General features: G+C 67.5%; 16 protein-coding genes. 8 read left to right on the top strand and 8 right to left on the bottom strand.

Features of this window, described 5'->3' with window-relative positions:
* Positions 1-577 precede the first annotated feature (577 nt).
* On the top strand, positions 578-1,144 hold the full coding sequence (locus tag ACIA8C_RS42980) for a copper chaperone PCu(A)C (protein ID WP_397145275.1): 567 nt from the start codon (positions 578-580) through the stop codon (positions 1,142-1,144).
* Positions 1,137-2,327, top strand: coding sequence for a Dyp-type peroxidase (locus ACIA8C_RS42975; protein WP_397145273.1), 1,191 nt, complete (start codon positions 1,137-1,139; stop codon positions 2,325-2,327). Before ACIA8C_RS42980 ends, ACIA8C_RS42975 begins: the two co-directional genes overlap by 8 nt.
* Positions 2,328-2,417: 90 nt before the next feature.
* Here the strand turns inward: ACIA8C_RS42975 and ACIA8C_RS42970 are convergent, their stop codons facing one another.
* Together ACIA8C_RS42970 and ACIA8C_RS42965 are read right to left on the bottom strand one after the other, a co-directional pair.
* Entirely contained in the window at positions 2,418-3,005 is a 588-nt protein-coding gene (locus ACIA8C_RS42970; protein WP_397145271.1) for an HdeD family acid-resistance protein, read from the bottom strand.
* A 100-nt stretch (positions 3,006-3,105) separates the two neighbouring features.
* Positions 3,106-3,558, bottom strand: a complete 453-nt coding sequence (locus tag ACIA8C_RS42965; protein ID WP_397145269.1) for a VOC family protein — start codon at positions 3,556-3,558, stop codon at positions 3,106-3,108.
* A gap of 160 nt (positions 3,559-3,718) precedes the next feature.
* On the opposite strand from ACIA8C_RS42965, the gene ACIA8C_RS42960 reads away from it, so the two are divergent.
* Positions 3,719-4,705 carry a glycosyltransferase family 9 protein gene (locus ACIA8C_RS42960; protein WP_397145267.1) on the top strand — a complete coding sequence of 329 codons (987 nt, stop codon included), beginning with the start codon at positions 3,719-3,721 and terminating at the stop codon, positions 4,703-4,705.
* Between the two features lie 307 nt (positions 4,706-5,012).
* Here ACIA8C_RS42960 and ACIA8C_RS42955 read toward each other — a convergent pair whose 3' ends face one another.
* Positions 5,013-5,309 carry an ArsR/SmtB family transcription factor gene (locus ACIA8C_RS42955; protein WP_397145279.1) on the bottom strand — a complete coding sequence of 99 codons (297 nt, stop codon included), beginning with the start codon at positions 5,307-5,309 and terminating at the stop codon, positions 5,013-5,015.
* A 210-nt stretch (positions 5,310-5,519) separates the two neighbouring features.
* Between ACIA8C_RS42955 and ACIA8C_RS42950 the strand changes: the two genes are divergently transcribed.
* A complete protein-coding gene (locus ACIA8C_RS42950) occupies positions 5,520-6,221 on the top strand; it encodes a M23 family metallopeptidase (protein ID WP_397145265.1) in 702 nt (233 codons plus the stop codon).
* Positions 6,222-6,462: 241 nt separating this feature from the next.
* Here ACIA8C_RS42950 and ACIA8C_RS42945 read toward each other — a convergent pair whose 3' ends face one another.
* From ACIA8C_RS42945 to ACIA8C_RS42935, 3 genes are all read right to left on the bottom strand, one after another.
* Positions 6,463-7,434, bottom strand: a complete 972-nt coding sequence (locus ACIA8C_RS42945) for an enoyl-CoA hydratase/isomerase family protein (protein ID WP_397145263.1) — start codon at positions 7,432-7,434, stop codon at positions 6,463-6,465.
* Positions 7,435-7,707: 273 nt separating this feature from the next.
* Positions 7,708-8,328: a TetR/AcrR family transcriptional regulator gene (locus ACIA8C_RS42940; RefSeq protein ID WP_397145261.1), complete on the bottom strand. Its 621-nt coding sequence runs from the start codon at positions 8,326-8,328 to the stop codon at positions 7,708-7,710.
* Positions 8,329-8,579: 251 nt separating this feature from the next.
* Positions 8,580-9,482, bottom strand: a complete 903-nt coding sequence (locus ACIA8C_RS42935; RefSeq protein ID WP_397145259.1) for an alpha/beta fold hydrolase — start codon at positions 9,480-9,482, stop codon at positions 8,580-8,582.
* Positions 9,483-9,607: 125 nt separating this feature from the next.
* On the opposite strand from ACIA8C_RS42935, the gene ACIA8C_RS42930 reads away from it, so the two are divergent.
* The gene (locus ACIA8C_RS42930) at positions 9,608-11,467 is read left to right on the top strand and encodes a Na+/H+ antiporter (protein ID WP_397145257.1); all 1,860 of its coding nucleotides are present in this window, start codon (positions 9,608-9,610) and stop codon (positions 11,465-11,467) included.
* Between the two features lie 158 nt (positions 11,468-11,625).
* On the opposite strand, the gene ACIA8C_RS42925 is transcribed toward ACIA8C_RS42930, so the two are convergent.
* Positions 11,626-12,174, bottom strand: a complete 549-nt coding sequence (locus tag ACIA8C_RS42925) for a TetR/AcrR family transcriptional regulator (protein ID WP_397145255.1) — start codon at positions 12,172-12,174, stop codon at positions 11,626-11,628.
* Between the two features lie 421 nt (positions 12,175-12,595).
* Here ACIA8C_RS42925 and ACIA8C_RS42920 point away from each other — a divergent pair, with 421 nt between their 5' ends.
* Positions 12,596-13,204 (top strand): TetR family transcriptional regulator, encoded by a 609-nt coding sequence (locus ACIA8C_RS42920; protein WP_397145253.1) that lies wholly within the window; start codon positions 12,596-12,598, stop codon positions 13,202-13,204.
* A gap of 39 nt (positions 13,205-13,243) precedes the next feature.
* Positions 13,244-13,909 carry an enoyl-CoA hydratase-related protein gene (locus tag ACIA8C_RS42915; RefSeq protein ID WP_397145251.1) on the top strand — a complete coding sequence of 222 codons (666 nt, stop codon included), beginning with the start codon at positions 13,244-13,246 and terminating at the stop codon, positions 13,907-13,909.
* 1 nt (position 13,910) lies between these two features.
* On the opposite strand, the gene ACIA8C_RS42910 is transcribed toward ACIA8C_RS42915, so the two are convergent.
* The gene (locus ACIA8C_RS42910) at positions 13,911-15,071 is read right to left on the bottom strand and encodes an AI-2E family transporter (RefSeq protein ID WP_397145277.1); all 1,161 of its coding nucleotides are present in this window, start codon (positions 15,069-15,071) and stop codon (positions 13,911-13,913) included.
* A 176-nt stretch (positions 15,072-15,247) separates the two neighbouring features.
* Between ACIA8C_RS42910 and ACIA8C_RS42905 the strand changes: the two genes are divergently transcribed.
* Positions 15,248-16,030 carry a crotonase/enoyl-CoA hydratase family protein gene (locus ACIA8C_RS42905; protein ID WP_397145249.1) on the top strand — a complete coding sequence of 261 codons (783 nt, stop codon included), beginning with the start codon at positions 15,248-15,250 and terminating at the stop codon, positions 16,028-16,030.
* Positions 16,031-16,199 lie beyond the last annotated feature (169 nt).

The following is a 16,199-nucleotide window of genomic DNA, read 5'->3' as shown; positions in this document are numbered from 1 at the left end:
ACACTGGGCTGGAAAAAACCAGCCGAAGCACTCGACGAACTACTATCGAACCCGACCAATCCACCCGGTGTTGCAATGACCGCATGAATCCGCCCGAGTGCAGATCCCGAGTAAGGATGCGGATTCGTGGGGATGGCCTTGCAGCGTTTCGCGGGGGCGTCACAGCCAGATGGCCAGGCCTCGATCAGCGAAAGCATCGGTTCAGCACGGGCTGGTTTGGGTACGGACCGATTCGGCTCGGTGGCTCGGTGGCTCGGTGGCTCGGTGGCTCGGTGGCTCAGCGGCTCAGCGGCTCAGCGGCTCAGCGGCTCAGCGGCTCAGCGGCTCAGCGGCTCAGCGGCTCAGCGGCTCAGCGGCTCAGCGGCTCAGACCATAGTCGGCGGTGCCGAAGGCGACCTGCGGAACGCAACGGCCGGGTTTCGGACGGACCGGTTCGGCCATAACGATCAGCTCGGCAAGGCGTTGATGCGACCAACGGGGGTTGGATCCACATCCAGCGCGGACCAGGACCCTCCCAACAGCGCCCGGGTCGATAACTCGCGGCGCGACAACACATTTCCCACGATCGGAGATTTCCATGCTTACCTTCACCAGCAATTCGACATCCAACCTTCGCCGGTCCACGCGCATACTGCGCGGCGCCGCAGTCAGTGTGGCCGTTCCGCTCCTGCTGGTCGCCTGCTCGTCCAACGACAAGACCGAGACGCGTGCCGCGGACTCGGTCACGATCAAGGATCAGTGGGTGAAGGCGGCGGATGGTGACATGTCGGCGGCGTTCGGCGAGCTGAGCAATGCGGGTGATAAGGCGAGGACAGTGGTGTCGGCGGCGAGCCCCGCGTCGAGCCGAGTCGAGCTGCACGAGGTCGTCGCGGATGCGAGTGGGACCAAGACGATGCGTCCCAAGGCGGGCGGTTTCGTGATTCCGGCGCACGGGAAGGCCGAGTTGCGCCCGGGTGGTGACCACATCATGTTCATGGGGCTCACCGGTCCGTTGCGTACCGGCACCGAAACGCCGGTCACGCTCACCTTCGACGACGGCTCGACGACCACGTTCACCGCGCAGGTGCGTGACTTCTCCGGCAACCAGGAGAACTACGCGCCCGATCACGCGAGCGGTGCGCAGGCACCGGCGCACGGTGGCTGAGACCAACCCGCGGCGTCTCAACCGGCGGCGCCTGCTCGGTGGCGGTGCCGCCGCAGCAGGTGCCGCGGGCATCGGTTGGGGCGCGGTCGCGCTGTCCGCCCATGAGGTACCGGGGACGTCGGCGATCGAACCGTTTTACGGCACACACCAATCCGGGATCGCGACCACCCCGCAGTCGCAGGCGGCTTTCGTCGCCTTCGATCTGAAACCGGGCGCCGCCAGAGACGACCTCATCGGCATCTTGAAGATTTGGACCGGCGATGCCGCGCGCCTCACCCAGGGCCACCCCGCCTTGGCCGACACGGAACCGGAACTGGCGCAACGCCCGGCCCGGCTCACCATCACCGTCGGCCTCGGCCCCGCTGTGTTCACCGCGGCGGGCCTGGAGCACCGCCGCCCGGCCTGGCTTCGCCCGCTGCCGCCGTTCGATATCGACCGGCTGGAGTCAGCGTGGAGCGACGGCGATCTGCTGGTGCAGGTCTGCGCGGAGGAGGCGACAACGGTGTCGCACGCGGTGCGCGTGCTGTGCCGGAGTGTGTCGTCACTGGTCACGGTGCGGTGGGTGCAGCGCGGGTTCCGCAACGCCGAACCCGGCCGGATCCCACGCAATCTCATGGGTCAGGTGGACGGCACGGTGAACATCGCACCGGGCCCCGATGCCGATCGGCTGGTGTGGGACAACGGCATCGCCCAGCCCTGGCTCGCCGGTGGCACCTCCTGCGTGCTGCGCCGGATCGCGATGACGTTGGACACCTGGGACGAAATCGACCAGGAGGGAAGGGAACTCACCGTCGGCCGGACCATCGCCACCGGTGCGCCGCTGACCGGCACCGCCGAGTTCGACGAACCGGATTTCGCGGCCGTCGACGCCAACGGCATCCCGGTCATCCCGCCGTCCTCGCACATCGCCCGCGCGCACCACACGCACGACGGCGAGCGGTTCCTGCGCCGCGGCTACAACTATGATGACGCCCCGGCAGCGGGCCGGATCTCGAATTCTGGTCTGCTCTTCGCCGCCTACCAGCGCGACGTGGACGCCCAATTCTTGCCGGTCCAACAGCGACTCGCGGAGTTCGACGCACTCAACGTGTGGACGTCGCCGGTCGGCTCAGCGGTCTTCGTCATCCCGCCAGGCGTGCCGGCGCCGGGCGGGTATCTCGGACAGTCACTGTTCGAATCATGATGACGCCGGTTAGTCGCCTTCTCACTGGGGCGAACATGCGGCGGCCGCCGCGCCGAGTCGACGCGGCGGCCGCAGGCCGAATGAATCTGATCAGAGACCGGTAGCGCCGTGCATCGCCTTGGCGTCCTTGCGGACTCCGAACGCCAAGATGACCTCCATGATGCCGAGCACGATCAACCACACGCCGACCACGATCGCCAGCGTGGCCACCGACGTCAACGGCCACGCGATCAGCACGATGCCCGCGATCACGGTGATCACCCCGAAGAACACGGCCAGCCAGCGTCCTGGCACGGCAGGCTCGGACACCGCGATCACCACCGCGGACACCCCACGGAACAGCCAGCCGATGCCGATCCAGATCGCAAGCAGCAGAATCGAAGTCAGCTCGTCACGGAAACAGAAGACGCCGATCGCGATGGAGAGCACGCCGCTGATGAAGGCGAGCACCCGCATCCCGGTGGTCGCCGGTGCGCCGAACGCGGCCATCAGTTGCAGAAACCCGCTGACCACCAGGTAGATACCGAACAGGACGCCGGCCGCAACCAGGGTGACGCCGGGCCAGGCAAGAATGATCACACCGAGGATCACCGAAAGTAAGCCGGTGACCAGAGCAGTTTGCCACGCACTGCGGGCAAGGGACTGCAAAGGACCCTCTAGCACGCTGTTTGTCGTCATAACCCGATGTTATGCCTAGCAAGACGAGTTTCCTGGACATTTGCCGGTGCAAAATCCCGAGTCCAGTGGGCTTACCCACCGAATCCTGCAAGGGATCCGGCTAAGCGACCGATTCGCCGCCGCTCGACACGCCCGAGTTCGCCGCCGCGGGAGCGGCGATATTCACCATCCAGGTGGTGCCGTACCGGTCCTGGCAGAGGCCGAACTCGTCGCCCCACATCTGCTTCTCCAGCGGCACCGACACCGTGCCCGCCTCCGACAACCGGTCCCAGTAACCATGCAGCTCGGCAGCATCCTCGCCGCTGAGGCTGATCGAAATGCTGCTTCCCGGTTTATATTCCATGCCGGGCGGGGTGTCCGCGGCCATCAACGTGAAGCCGCTCGGGGTCTCCAGGATGCCGTGCATGACCAGGTCCGCGCCGGGCGCCTCCTGATCACTGAATTCACTGAAGGTATTGATGGTCAGGGTGCCGCCGAACACGTCGCGGTAGAACTCCAGAGCTGCGCGGGCCGTGTCGCCGAAACTGAGGTACGGGTTGAGCCGGGAGGTCATGACACGAGGTTAGTGCGCCATCGCACACGGGGCGATCGCTAGCGGGGTTTATCGCCGGATTGGCTCGGGTAGTCATCCCTAAGTGACTCTCGTCGTGCATGCCCATGGGATGTAGCGGGTGGGTCGGAAATCGTGAGTCCCGGGTGGCTAGGAGAAGAGGGTGGCGGTTGTACTCGTGCTGCAAGCGCGGGGCCTTGGTGATCTACTTACCGGGGTCCCGGCGCTTCGTGCGCTGCGCCGCGCCAAGCCACACGACCGCATCGTGCTCGCCGCGCCGCACCGGCTGAAGCCGATCGTCGATCTGATCGCCTCGGTGGACGCGATGGTGCCGACCGCCGAACTCGGAGGACTGCGCTGGGACGCGCCCGGCCCGCAACTCGCGGTCAACCTGCACGGGCCGAGCACCGAAAGCATTGTGCAACTGGAGAAGACGAATCCGGGACGGATCCTCAGCTACCGCAATCCGGCGTTCCCCGAGCTGGACGGTCCGGAGTGGCAGACCGATATGCACGATGTGGACCGCTGGTGCCACCTGCTCGAGTCCGACGGCATCGTCGCGGATCGGCGCAATCTCGGCCTGGTGCCGCCGGTGTCGACCACGAGCCACCGGGACTGCGTCGTGGTGCACGTTGGCGCGAGTGCGCCGGCCCGGCGCTGGCCGCCGGATCGGTTCGCCGCCGTGGTCCGGCATCTGCTGGTGCTCGGTCGCGAGGTGGTGCTCACCGGGGACGAGTACGAGCGGGAGATCGCGCTGAACATCGCCGCGCGGGCCGGCCTGCCGATCGGCCGGGTGCTGGCCGGGGACCAGAACCTCATCGAACTGGCCGCCACCGTCGCCGAGGCGGGGCTCGTGATCAGCGGCGACACCGGAGTTGCCCACCTGGCCACCGCGTTCGGCACCCGCACCGTGCAGATCTTCGGCCCAACCCCGCCGCGCTGGGGCGGACCACCCCCGCACCTGCTGAACCGGCATGTCGCCCTGTGGGCCGGTCAGCTCGGCGACCCCGACGCCGACACTCCCGACCCCGGCCTGCTGCGGATCGGCGTCACCGACGTCATCAACGCCGTGGACAAACAGCTCAACAAGCACAACTGGCCCGGTACCAGTACTCAACCCCGCCGCGCTCCCTATCGCCGCGTCGGCTGACGGTTCCACCCGCCGTCAGCAGGCACGCACAACTACCTGACCGACGCGCCCGGCCCTCCCGGACCTGGTCGGTGCTCGCACATCCCGCGGACAGTCGCCCGACACCTCGCCTGGCCTTCCCGGACCTGGCCGGTTCTCCGCGTGTCCAACCGACATCCGCCCCTACACCACCGACACCTCGACTGCCCCTCCCATATCTCGCCGGTTCTCCGCACATCCAGCGGGCAGCTGTCCCGTGCGAGGACCCATCAACTCGAAGTGCGAGTTCCCTTGGCGCCGAGCAGAACTGGCGCTCAACCCCGGTTGATTACAAGTCACCGTCCGCGCGGGCGGTCTGTAGCGCGGCGGAGTAGGCGGCCAGGGCGCTCGGCCAGAACTGGTCCAGGTAGTCGCGGGCGTCGCTGAGGCCGCGCGGGTCCAGGGAGTAGAGGCGGCGGTTGCCGTCCGGGCGCATCATCACCAGGCGGGCTTCGCGCAGGACGCGCAGATGCTGGGAGACCGCGGAACTGGTGACGCCGGTGAGTTCGGCGAGTTCGCCGACCGCGCGCGGGGCCTGCGGTAGGGCCTCGAAGATGGCGCGGCGGGTCGGGTCGGACAGCGCCATGAGCGCGAGAACTCCGTTAGTCGCCACTGAAATAGCATGATCACCGAGCGACCATTTGGTCAACTTGGCGCAATACGGAATTTCCCCAGGTGAACACGCGAGGCGCGTGCTTGCGTTACACAGTTGTAATACGCGAACTGGGCTTTCCCGACGATGTGACGGTAACCACACGATTGCGGAACCCACATGAGTCTCCCGTACGTTCGTCCCATGCCCGTGACCGTTCCGTTATCTTCCCGTCGGGGCGCGACCCGGACTCGACGCCACCGTGCCGCCACCCGCGCGGTGGCCGTGTCCGCGGTTGTCAGCGCCTCGCTCGGCGTGCTCGCCGCCGCAGATCAGCAGTCGACCTCCGGCCACCTGACGGCAGGCAAGCTCGCCGCCGCCGATGCCGACGTGGCAACGCAGGCCATGTTCACCGCCTTCACCCCGCGCGAAGCGCAGCAGCCGCAGACCGTGCCGGACAACGTCGTGTGGGAGCAGCACCGCCTCGCCGTCGAGGCCGCCCGGCCCAAGACCGTTCGCCCCATCGCCGGCGTCCTGACCTCCACCTTCGGCGTGCGCTGGGGCGCACTGCACGCCGGCCTCGACCTGGCCGACCCGATCGGCACGCCGATCGGCGCGGTCACCGACGGCGTCGTGATCGAGGCCGGACCGGCCAGCGGCTTCGGCATGTGGGTGCGCGTGCAGCAGGACGACGGCACCATCGGCATCTACGGCCACGTCAACGACGTCCTCGCCACCGTCGGCCAGCAGGTCCGCGCGGGCGACATCATCGCCACCGTCGGCAATCGCGGCTTCTCCACCGGCCCGCACCTGCACTACGAAATCCACCTGCCCAGCGGCGAACCCATCGACCCCATGCCCTGGCTCGCCGCCCGCGGCGTCGACGTTCAGGGCAACACGCCCTAGCCCGGACCCCTTCGCGAGTCGATGAGGGGCTCGCGAACGGTGGCCCCGCCGGAACGCCCCGGATGTGAACGTGTCAACGGAGACACGTTCACATCCGGGGCGTTCGCGCGTTGTCACGCTGGGAGCGACAGCTACCGCGCGTCTTCCACCCTGCCGCACGCCGTGCGTCCTGCTGCCGGCGTGCACCAAACGTCCGCACACCGATTGCGCAAGGGCCGCACCCCGACACAGTCGGGGTGGGTCATTTACCGATCTGGTCGACGCGAGTGCCGTCGAGCCACGGTTTGAGGTCGGCGAGGAAGGGGGTGTCGCCGAGGCGGTCGAGGTCGTCGAGGAAGGCCGTGGTGGTGCGGGCGGCCGCGGCGGTGGTGCCCGCGGAGATGAATCCGGCCTGCTCGCGGTCGAGGGCGCGGGACAGCGACTTGTCGGTGCCGAAGTAGATGGCGCGCTTGGCTTCTGCGACGGCTACCGGGTTGCGGGTGGCCAATCGTGCTGCGGTCGATTGAGTTTCGGCAAGGAGCTGATCTTCTGGGACCACTCGATGCACCAGGCCGAGCCGGTAGCCTTCCTGTACCGACAGCGGTGCACCTTCGAGAGTCACCTCAATTGCTTTGGCAGCGCCCAAGAGTCGGGAGAGCCGCTGGGTTCCGCCGCCGCCCGGGATGAGGTTGGCGAGGGTCTCGATTTGGCCGAGCTTGACGTGATCGGCGTCGGCGGCATACCGAAGGTCGCAGGACAACGCGATCTCGTGGCCGCCGCCGAGCGCGGGACCGTTGATCGCGGCCAGATACACCACGCCGGAACGGTTCATCCGCAACGTGGTCTTCTTCCAGCGGTGTCCCCACACCAGCCCGGCGCCGAGCCCACCACCGAAACGTTCGGCAAGGCGCGTCGCGCCGGGCAACCGCATCGCCACATCACCGAACCGCAGGAACGGCGCCGCGACCCGAGCGGGGATGAACGGATGCGGCAACTCGACCATGCCGATGAGTGCACGCGGGTCCGCGTGGGTGAGGAAGCGGCCGGGCAGCCCGCCGGTGATGACGACCGCGCCAACGGTGTCGTCGGCGTCGACCGCGGCGGTCAGCGTATCCAGATCACGGACGAATTCGGGAGTGGCGAAGTTGAGCGGTGGTGCGACGACCCGAGCCGTCAGCACCCGCCCGTCCTGGACCAATTCGATGGTCTCCAGTTGGAGATCGGCGGCGGACATCGGCGGCTCCTTCGATGCGCATGGCGACGGCGGGTTTCATGAGAATGCTTCGGCGCAAACCTGATTCGCTCGAAACCGTTTCCTGTTATGGTGTCTACCATAATAGGTGTGTCAAGAGGTACCACCCACTCCGCGCCGTCAGTAGGTATCCGCACCCTGTCTAAAGATCCGCCCTCTTCCGACTGCCGCACTGAGTGCGGATCCTCAGGCCCCGAGAGGAGCGACACCAGGGGGACGCGCGACTGCCGCCGAGGCGCGGCGATCCCCTCAGGCCTATTCGGTACGACTGACGGCGGGGATCAGGTCGCGAAGTTCGCCGACGACATTGTCGAGCGGCGTGATGTCGCGCTGGGCTCGGCATAAGGCAATCGCGCCCTCGAACGCGGCGACCGTGAGCGTCGCCAGACTGCGCGCGCGAACCTCGGAAATGCCGTCCCGGACAAGCATGTCGGCGAGGGCGCGTTCCCAGCGGGCGAAGGCGTCGGCGGCGGCGCGGGCGAATTCCGGTGCGTCATCGTTGGTTTCGACCGCGACGGCGAAAACCGGACAGCCCGCGCGGAATTCACTGTCGAGCAGCGTGCGCCGCCACATCATGGCGAACTGATCGAGTGCGGTCACCGGGTCGCTGTCGGCGGTCAGGCGCTCGATGAACTCGGACATGAAGGTCCCCGCCGTGACGACCGCGTCATTGATCAGCTCCGTGCGCCCACCGGGAAAGTGGTGATACACCGAGCCACGCGGCGCTCCGGTGGAACTGAGTACCCGATCCACACTCGTCGCGCTGGCACCGTGCACCCGCAACGACTCGACGGCCCCCTCGATCATCCGCCGCCGCGCGTCGCCTGGACGCGGCCGTACAGAACCCTCGCTACGCGCTCGGCGTGTCCCTGCCATACCGCCATGTTATGGGATATGCCATAAGCATGACGCGGCACGGTCACTGAGCTGTTCAGCGGCCCGTTTTGCCCGACCACGCGCGGTTGAGGCATTTTCGCAGGTGCCGACCGAGCGGCTGAATTCCTTCGTCCGCGGTACCGCAGAGCGCGGGGCGACTTCGGACGCTCGTTTCGGGCCTCGACTGAGCTCGTCGTCCCGCCCTGCCAGCGTGCCGCCAGGGCGGGACGGCATGACCACAGCTCGAATAGTCAGGTGGTGCGGTGCGGCACCCGAGTGGCGTGAAAGTCGACGAAGGCCGCCAGGGTGTCGTCGGAGGCTTCCACTTGGGGGTAGTGACCGACCTTCGGAAGTTCCACCACATCGGGATTCGGGATCAGCTCCCGGTAGCGGCGGACCATGTGCGCCCCCGACACGGGGTCGAGCAGCCCATCGATGAGCCGCAGCGGCACCACGGCATCACGCAACGCCCCGACCCAGCGTTCGCGATACTTGCGACGTTCGCCCATGTAACGAATCAACTTGTGCCCGTTACGTTTACCGCGTTTGCTACACCACAGCGTCCAGAACTGATCCAGTTCCTCCTTGCTCGGTTTGGTGTCGGGCCCGAACACCGAGGACAAGCTCGCCGTGTACGCGCGCTCAGACGCCAGGAAGCTGGCCAGCGGGCCGAGCGGACTGGCCAGCAGCCGCTGCACCGGCCGCGCACGATGCGTCTCCGGGAACAATCCGCCGTTGAGCAGGCAGACCGACTCGATCATCAGCGACTCATCGCCCGCGGCCCTGCGTTCCGCGTCGCGCGCCAGCAATTCCTGTGCGACGGTATCGCCGTAATCGTGGGCGAGGATGTGGCACCGGTCGATCCCCTGTTCTCGCAACAGGTCTTCGTGAATATCGGCCTGATCCGCGATCGAGTACAGGTAATTGCTGGGCTTGGCCGACCAGCCGAAGCCGATCATGTCCGGCGCGAGCACCCGGGCGAACCGCGTGCACAGCCCCGGCCAGACGCGATGCCAGTCCCAGGACGCGGTCGGGAACCCGTGGATGCAGACCAGCGTGCCGTCGGCACCACCGCCGTCGTCGCGATAGAAGATCTGGTGGCCGCGGTGGGTAAACCGCCTGCCGTTCGCCCGCCAGGACGCAAACTCCTCCATGCCTACCTCCTTGTCGCCGACAAGCATGGCCCCTGAACCCCTCCGGCACAGGAAATCCGTCGACTCCGGACGTGTCATGTACCGCGGGCGGAGTTGCCGTCGATGCGCTCTGCGAGAATGCGACGGTGCATGTCGCGATCGGCCTAGTGGTTCTTGTAGCTTCGGCGGCAGCGCTGGCGGCGCTGGCCCGCCGGTTCGGAGTGTCCGAGCCACTCGTGCTGACCGTGGCCGGGGTGGCGGCGTCCTACCTGCCGTTCGTGCCGGAGATCCATCCCGATCCGGAGATCATCCTGCTCGGGTTGCTGCCGCCGCTGCTGTACACGGCCGCGATCCGGACCTCGCTTGTCGATTTCCGCGCCAACCTCCGCACTATCGCGTCACTCTCGGTCGGGTTGGTGCTGTTCAGCACCTTCGCCGTCGCGACGGTGGTGTGGTGGCTGCTGCCGGTGCCGTTCGCGGTCGCGGTCGCGCTCGGCGCGGTGGTCGCGCCGCCGGACGCGGTCGCGGCGACCGCGGTGGCAAGGCGGATCGGGATGCCGCGCCAGATCGTCACGATTCTCGAGGACGAGTCGCTGTTCAACGACGCGACCGCGCTGGTCGCGTTACGGACCGCGATCGCCGCGTCGGCAGGCACGGTGTCGGTCTGGCAGGCCGGCGGCGACTTCCTGCTCGCCGCGGGCGGCGGCGCCGCGGTGGGCGTTGTGGTGGCGTATCTGCTTGCGCTGCTTCGTCGTCGGATCACCGACCCGGTGCTCGATACCACGCTGTCGTTCCTGGCACCGTTCGCCGCATATCTGCCCGCGGAAGGAATCCACGCGTCCGGTGTGATCGCGGTGGTCACCTGCGGCATGATCCTCGGGCACGGCGCGCCGGTGTGGCAGAGCGCGGCATCCCGCATCGCCGAGCGCACCAATTGGCGCACCATCCAGTTCATCCTGGAGAGTTCGGTGTTCGTCATCATCGGGTTGCAGGTGCGCGCGATCCTCGAAGGCGCGTGGAGCAGCGGGCTCGACCATCGCACGGTGGTGGTGGCCGCGATCGGCGTGCTGCTCGCGACGATGCTGGCGCGATCGTTGTGGATCTTCCCGTGGTCATTGCTGATTCGCCGGCTCGGCCGCCATTCCGGTGGCATACCCCTCCGGCATTCGACGGTGGTGTCCTGGGCGGGTATGCGCGGCGTGGTCACCCTGGCCGCGGTGCTGCTGCTGCCCGAGGACACCCCGCAGCTGCCGGTGCTGAAGCTGCTCGCGTTGGTCGTCGTCGCGGGAACGCTGCTGTTGCAAGGCACTTCGCTGCCGTGGCTGGTGCGGCTGCTGCACCTGCGCGGGCCGAGCCGTGCCGAGTACGCGCTGCAGAAGGCGAACCTGCTCCAGCAGGCGACGACCGCGGGCCTGGCCGAACTCGACAAGTGGGTCACCCCGGAAACGCCCGCGTCCGTGGTCGATTCGTTGCGCGACCGGGTCACCTGGAAGACCAACGCCGCCTGGGAGCGCCTCGGCCGAGCCGAATCCGAGCTGGCCACCCCGACCGCGGAGTACCGGCGGCTGCGGCTGCAAATGCTGCGCGCGGAACGGGAAACCGTACTGCGCGTACGGGATTCCGGTGGCGCCGACTACGAGATCCTGCAATACGTGCTCGCCCGGCTCGACCTCGAGGAGTCGATGATCGACCGGTACGACGAGACCGAAGAGGAACGGCCCGAGCCGCTCTCCGCGCCCACCGTCGGCGACACGTGCGCGCATCTGGAGGACGCACCGCTCGTACTCGAGCCGAGCGGACCGGACTTCTGCGAAGAATGCGTAGCCGAGGGACTGAGCTGGGTACATCTGCGAATGTGCCTGTCCTGCAAGCACATTGCCTGCTGCGAATCCTCGGTCGGCAACCACGCGACCAAGCATTACGGCAGCACCGGGCACCCGGTCATGCGCAGTGTCGAGCCGGGCGAGGCATGGCGCTGGTGCTATGTGGACGAGTTGCTGGGCTGAGCCGGACGTTCGGCGGCGCCACCCGATTCGACGATCTCGGCACCGCCCGGCCATCGCCGCGAACGATCCAGCGGCGTGCGCACAGAGCTGCCAGCGATTTCGTGCGCGGGTGCAAGAAAGGCCGTGCGGCGGCGCCAGCGGGCTAGCGAATGATTATGTCAGCGGCGAGCGTGTGAGTAGATCAAACGGGCGTATTCGTTGAGCAGCTTGTCCAGGGAGGGGTCTTCGCCGCCCGCGGCGATCTGCTGGTAGCCGATCAGCATCGCCATGCCGAGCGAGGTCACCACGGCGGCGGTGTCGTCGTCGCCGACGACGCCCTTGATCGCCTTGTGCACTGTGCGCCTGCGGGATTCGTCGACCCGCTTGAGCGCCAGGTTCACCGATTCGTCATTGCCAGCCCAGGCGCGGATCGCGGCTTCGGCGGCGTGGTGCAGACCCGCGGCGAGGTCGGACATGGCGCGGATGTCGTCATCGGGGTTGCCCTGGTTGAACTTCAGCGTGCGCAGGATCAGCACCTGCCGGTTCTCCCAGTGCTCTAACAACGCGTCGACGAAGCCCTGCCAGCTGCCGAAGTGATGATAGAACGAGCCGCTGGTGACTCCGAGGCGACGGCACAGCACACCGATGTTGAGCCCCTTGAAACCGAGTTCGGCGAGCACCTCCAGAGCCGTGTCGAAGTACTGCTCCTTGGTGACCACACGTGACATGCCGGGCGCCGTTCTGTTCGTTCGGGCAGGGGTGGGAGGACCGAACAGTACCCCATTGTCTCGTCGGCTCGTACGAGGATAGCCATGCAACCGGAACCCTATTCCAGCGACCCCAAGTACCTGTTACCAGGCGAGATATGTAGTGCGCGAGCGCAATCGAGGGTGTGCTCGATGCGTCGAAGTCGGCCGCACGCGCCGAGCTACCTGATAGCGCACCAGCATCAGACGCGGATCGAGCACCCGCGCACTTGACGTGTCGAGGCAGGCCGTGCGCGCGGGGACCATGCGCACCCCACCACCAATTACCAAGGCAGACACGGAACGCTAGCGACCCGCGGGCATACGCCGACCAATCACGCAAATCGGGCGCCATCACCAACACCGTCGAATAGCAGAGCGCCCGCTCTGTTATTGTAGCCGTATGCCTCGCCCCCGCACCCACGATCCCGACATCGTCCTCGATGCCGCGGAGTCGCTGGCCGTGCGATCGGGCCCGGCCGCGGTCACCACGCGTGCGGTCGCCGCGGCGACCGGGGTGTCCAACGGCGCGATTTATCACACGTTCGGTTCACGATCGGAGTTGCTCGGGCGCACCTGGCTGCGGGCGGCGCGTCGATTTCTGACGTTGCAGTCCGCCCTGGTCGACGGCGCGCTGGACGGGCCCGATCGACAGGACGGCGTCGAGGCGGTGGTCGCCGCGGCCGAGGCGCCGGTGGTGTTCGCCGAGAAGTTTCCGGTGTCGTCGCGGCTACTGCTCACCATCGAACGCGATGAACTGCTCGGCGAGGTACCCGAGGCCATCGCGACCGAGCTCGCGGCGACCGACAAGGTGCTGGTGGAGTTGATGATTCGGCTGTCGCGGCACCTGTGGGGCCGCGGCGACGGTCGCGCGGTCGATGTGCTCAACCTCTGTCTGGTCGACCTGCCCACCGCTATTCTGTTGCGCCGCAACCGCTTCACCAATCCCTTGGCCGCCGAGCAACTTCGGGCCGCAGTGCGGGCCGTGCTCGCCCTCGGCCCGCCACCATGACAGACGAATACTCCCCCACCCCTCGAAAAAAGGAATGCCATGCCGACCCTGAGCTACCACGACAAGATCGCCGTCCTCGACCTGGGCGACGACGAAAATCGTTTCTCGCCAGCCTTTCTCGACGCGGTGAACGCCCACCTCGACACCGTGCTCGCCGACGGCGCGCAGGGCCTGGTCACCACGGCAGGCGGAAAGTTCTTCTCCAACGGTCTCGACCTGGACTGGCTCGGCGCCAATGGCGACCGCACCCAGTGGTACGTCGGCGAGGTCCAGGCATTGTTCGCGCGGGTGCTCGCCCTGCCCGTGCCCACCGTCGCCGCCCTGCCCGGTCACGCCTTCGGCGCGGGCGCCATGCTGGCCATCGCCCACGACTGCCGGGTGATGCGCGCCGATCGCGGCTACTTCTGCTTCCCCGAGGTCGACATTCGCATCCCGTTCACCGACGGGATGGCCGCGCTCATCCAGGCCAAGCTCGCCCCGAAGACCGCGGTCGCCTCGATGACCACCGGCCGTCGCTTCGGCGGAACCGACGCGCTGGCAGTCGATATCGTCGACGCCACCGCCGCCGACGGCGCGATCACCGACACCGCCCTCGCCATGCTTGCCCCACTCGGCGGCAAGGACCCCGGCACGCTCGGCGCCATCAAGAAGACCATGTTCGCCGGTGCCCTCGCCGCGCTCGAGGCGGCCCGCCGGACCGACTGACCTACTCCGGCGCGGCCATAACCTCGTCGTCCGACGACTCGGGCGCGGCGGTGACCACATCGATCTGCTCGCCGATGTAGCGGACAACCACCGCGACCACCGCCACGACCGGGACGGCGAGGAACGCACCGACGATGCCGTACAACGAGCCGCCCGCGGTGACGGCGAGCAGCACAAGCACCGCGTGCAGCTTCATGCTGCGGCTCTGCAAAACCGGTTGCAGCACATTGCCTTCCAGCTGCTGCACCGCGACGATGATGCCGAGCACGATCAACGCGGTGGTGAACCCGTTACCGACCAGCGCGACCAGCACCGCGAGCGCGCCGGCCACGAACGCGCCGACCATCGGAACGAAACCACCGATGAACGTGATCACGGCGAGCACAAGCGCCAACGGCACCCCGAGGATCACCAGCCCCGCCCCGATGAACACCGCATCGATCAAACTAACCAGCGCCTGAGTCCGGATGAAACCGCCGAGGGTGCCCCAGACCCGATTCAGCACCTCTTCGACGTGCCGGCCGCTGCGGCTGCCGAGCACCCCGTGCAACCACGGCAGCAACCGCGGCCCGTCCTTGACGAAGAAGAAGCTCAGCACGAGCACCAGAAACAGCGTGATGAGCACCGATGTCGCCGTGGACACCCCGCTGAACACACCACCCGCGATCTGCGCGGCACTCGACTGCAGCCGGGACACGATCGCGTCGACCGCGGAGTTGAGCTGCTCGTCGCGGATCCGCAGCGGCGGTCCCTGCATCCAGTCCCGCACCTGGTTGACACCCGCGGTGGACTTGTCGGCGAGGTCGGGCGCCTGGTCCACCACCGACGGCACGATCAGCGCGATGACGCCGGCCAGCGCGCCGATGAACACCACCATCGTGATGGTCGCCGCCAGGGCAGGGCGCAGGCCGCGTCGGGTGAGCCAGCGGGTGGGCGGCCACAATACGGTCGCGATGACGATCGCCAGCGCGACCGGCAAGATCACCACCCACAGCTTCGCGAGCAGATACATCAGCACCCACGCGCCCGCCGCGATCGCGACAACGCACAGCGACCATTTGGCGAGCCAGATGATTCCGGACCCGATCACGTCGCCGCGATCCGGCACCGCGTGACTGCCCTTACCCGTCTTCGCGCCGGGATTGCTGGTGTTGTGCTGGATGTCTTCGCTCGGCCCACTCACGCGCCAAGTCTCGCACGGGGGCGACGCCCGACCTGGTCATGCCCGCCGCGCGGCGCGGGTCGAAGCGCGGTGTGCGGGCCCACTGACCGGGATCTGACACGAGGCCCGCGCACTGTCCCGGTAAGTTCGAAGGACCGTCTTGAGGAGGGCCTGCTTTGACCGCCGCAGCCACGCTGGAACGCAAGGGGCACATCGCCGTCATCACCTTGAATCGCCCCGAGGCGATGAACGCGGTGAATGCCGAACTGTCGAGCGCGGTGGGTGCCGCGCTGGATGAACTCGCCACCGATCCGGAGCTGCGGGTCGGGGTGATCACCGGGGCCGGGCGCGCGTTCTGCGCCGGCGCCGACCTCAAAGAGTTGGCCCGCGGCAACGCGATTCACGATAGGGCGCATCCGGAGTACGGATTCGCCGGCCTGGTACAGCATTTCGTGGACAAGCCGCTCATCGCGGCCGTCAACGGGTTCGCCCTCGGCGGCGGCACCGAGATCGTGCTGGCCAGTGATCTCGCGGTGATGAGCGAGGACGCCGCACTCGGCCTGCCCGAGGTAACGCGCGGATTAGTCGCCGCGGCAGGCGGTTTGCTGCGGTTGCCGCGCGCGGTGCCGCCGAAGATCGCGCTCGAGATGGCGTTGACCGGCACGCCGATCAATGCCGCCAGCGCGGCGCACTGGGGGCTGGTCAACCGGGTGGTGCCCGCCGATCAGGTGCTGACCGTCGCACTCGAACTTGCCGCTACGATCGCCGCGAACGCACCCATGTCGGTGCGCGCGTCCAAGCGAATCATGCACCGCGTCAACGACTTCGGCTCCGACTGGGATACTCCGATCTGGCAGATGAGTTTCGAGGAAGCCGGTCCGGTGTTCATCAGCAAGGACGCTCTAGAAGGTCCACGCGCGTTCGCGGAGAAGCGCGCCCCGCAATGGCGCGGCGAGTAGGGGCAGGCGTCACAGGCGGATTCCGATGGGTGGAGCGGGGTTCAAGATCATCGGGAGCTGAGGTAGGTATCGGCCGACTTGGGTTCAAGGGGTGGATGCAACACCGATGAGAATCGAGCTGTTGTATGCCTCAGCAGAGTCTGCCGCGGTCGTTGCGGCGAGTGTTCTG

The sequence above is a fragment of the Nocardia sp. NPDC051321 genome, assembly GCF_044455225.1.
In the GTDB taxonomy this organism is placed as follows: domain Bacteria; phylum Actinomycetota; class Actinomycetes; order Mycobacteriales; family Mycobacteriaceae; genus Nocardia.
The sequence above is the reverse complement of the archived record's forward strand: the minus strand, read 5'-3'. Positions and strand labels throughout refer to the sequence as shown.

What these genes read in the sequence shown, in the direction of transcription:
- ACIA8C_RS42980 (WP_397145275.1), top strand. Translation starts at nt 578, where the DNA reads ATGCTTACCTTCACCAGCAATTCGACATCCAACCTTCGCCGGTCCACG.
- ACIA8C_RS42970 (WP_397145271.1), bottom strand. Translation starts at nt 3,005, where the DNA reads ATGACGACAAACAGCGTGCTAGAGGGTCCTTTGCAGTCCCTTGCCCGC.
- ACIA8C_RS42965 (WP_397145269.1), bottom strand. Translation starts at nt 3,558, where the DNA reads ATGACCTCCCGGCTCAACCCGTACCTCAGTTTCGGCGACACGGCCCGC.
- ACIA8C_RS42955 (WP_397145279.1), bottom strand. Translation starts at nt 5,309, where the DNA reads ATGGCGCTGTCCGACCCGACCCGCCGCGCCATCTTCGAGGCCCTACCG.
- ACIA8C_RS42950 (WP_397145265.1), top strand. Translation starts at nt 5,520, where the DNA reads ATGCCCGTGACCGTTCCGTTATCTTCCCGTCGGGGCGCGACCCGGACT.
- ACIA8C_RS42945 (WP_397145263.1), bottom strand. Translation starts at nt 7,434, where the DNA reads ATGTCCGCCGCCGATCTCCAACTGGAGACCATCGAATTGGTCCAGGAC.
- ACIA8C_RS42940 (WP_397145261.1), bottom strand. Translation starts at nt 8,328, where the DNA reads ATGGCAGGGACACGCCGAGCGCGTAGCGAGGGTTCTGTACGGCCGCGT.
- ACIA8C_RS42935 (WP_397145259.1), bottom strand. Translation starts at nt 9,482, where the DNA reads ATGGAGGAGTTTGCGTCCTGGCGGGCGAACGGCAGGCGGTTTACCCAC.
- ACIA8C_RS42925 (WP_397145255.1), bottom strand. Translation starts at nt 12,174, where the DNA reads ATGTCACGTGTGGTCACCAAGGAGCAGTACTTCGACACGGCTCTGGAG.
- ACIA8C_RS42920 (WP_397145253.1), top strand. Translation starts at nt 12,596, where the DNA reads ATGCCTCGCCCCCGCACCCACGATCCCGACATCGTCCTCGATGCCGCG.
- ACIA8C_RS42915 (WP_397145251.1), top strand. Translation starts at nt 13,244, where the DNA reads ATGCCGACCCTGAGCTACCACGACAAGATCGCCGTCCTCGACCTGGGC.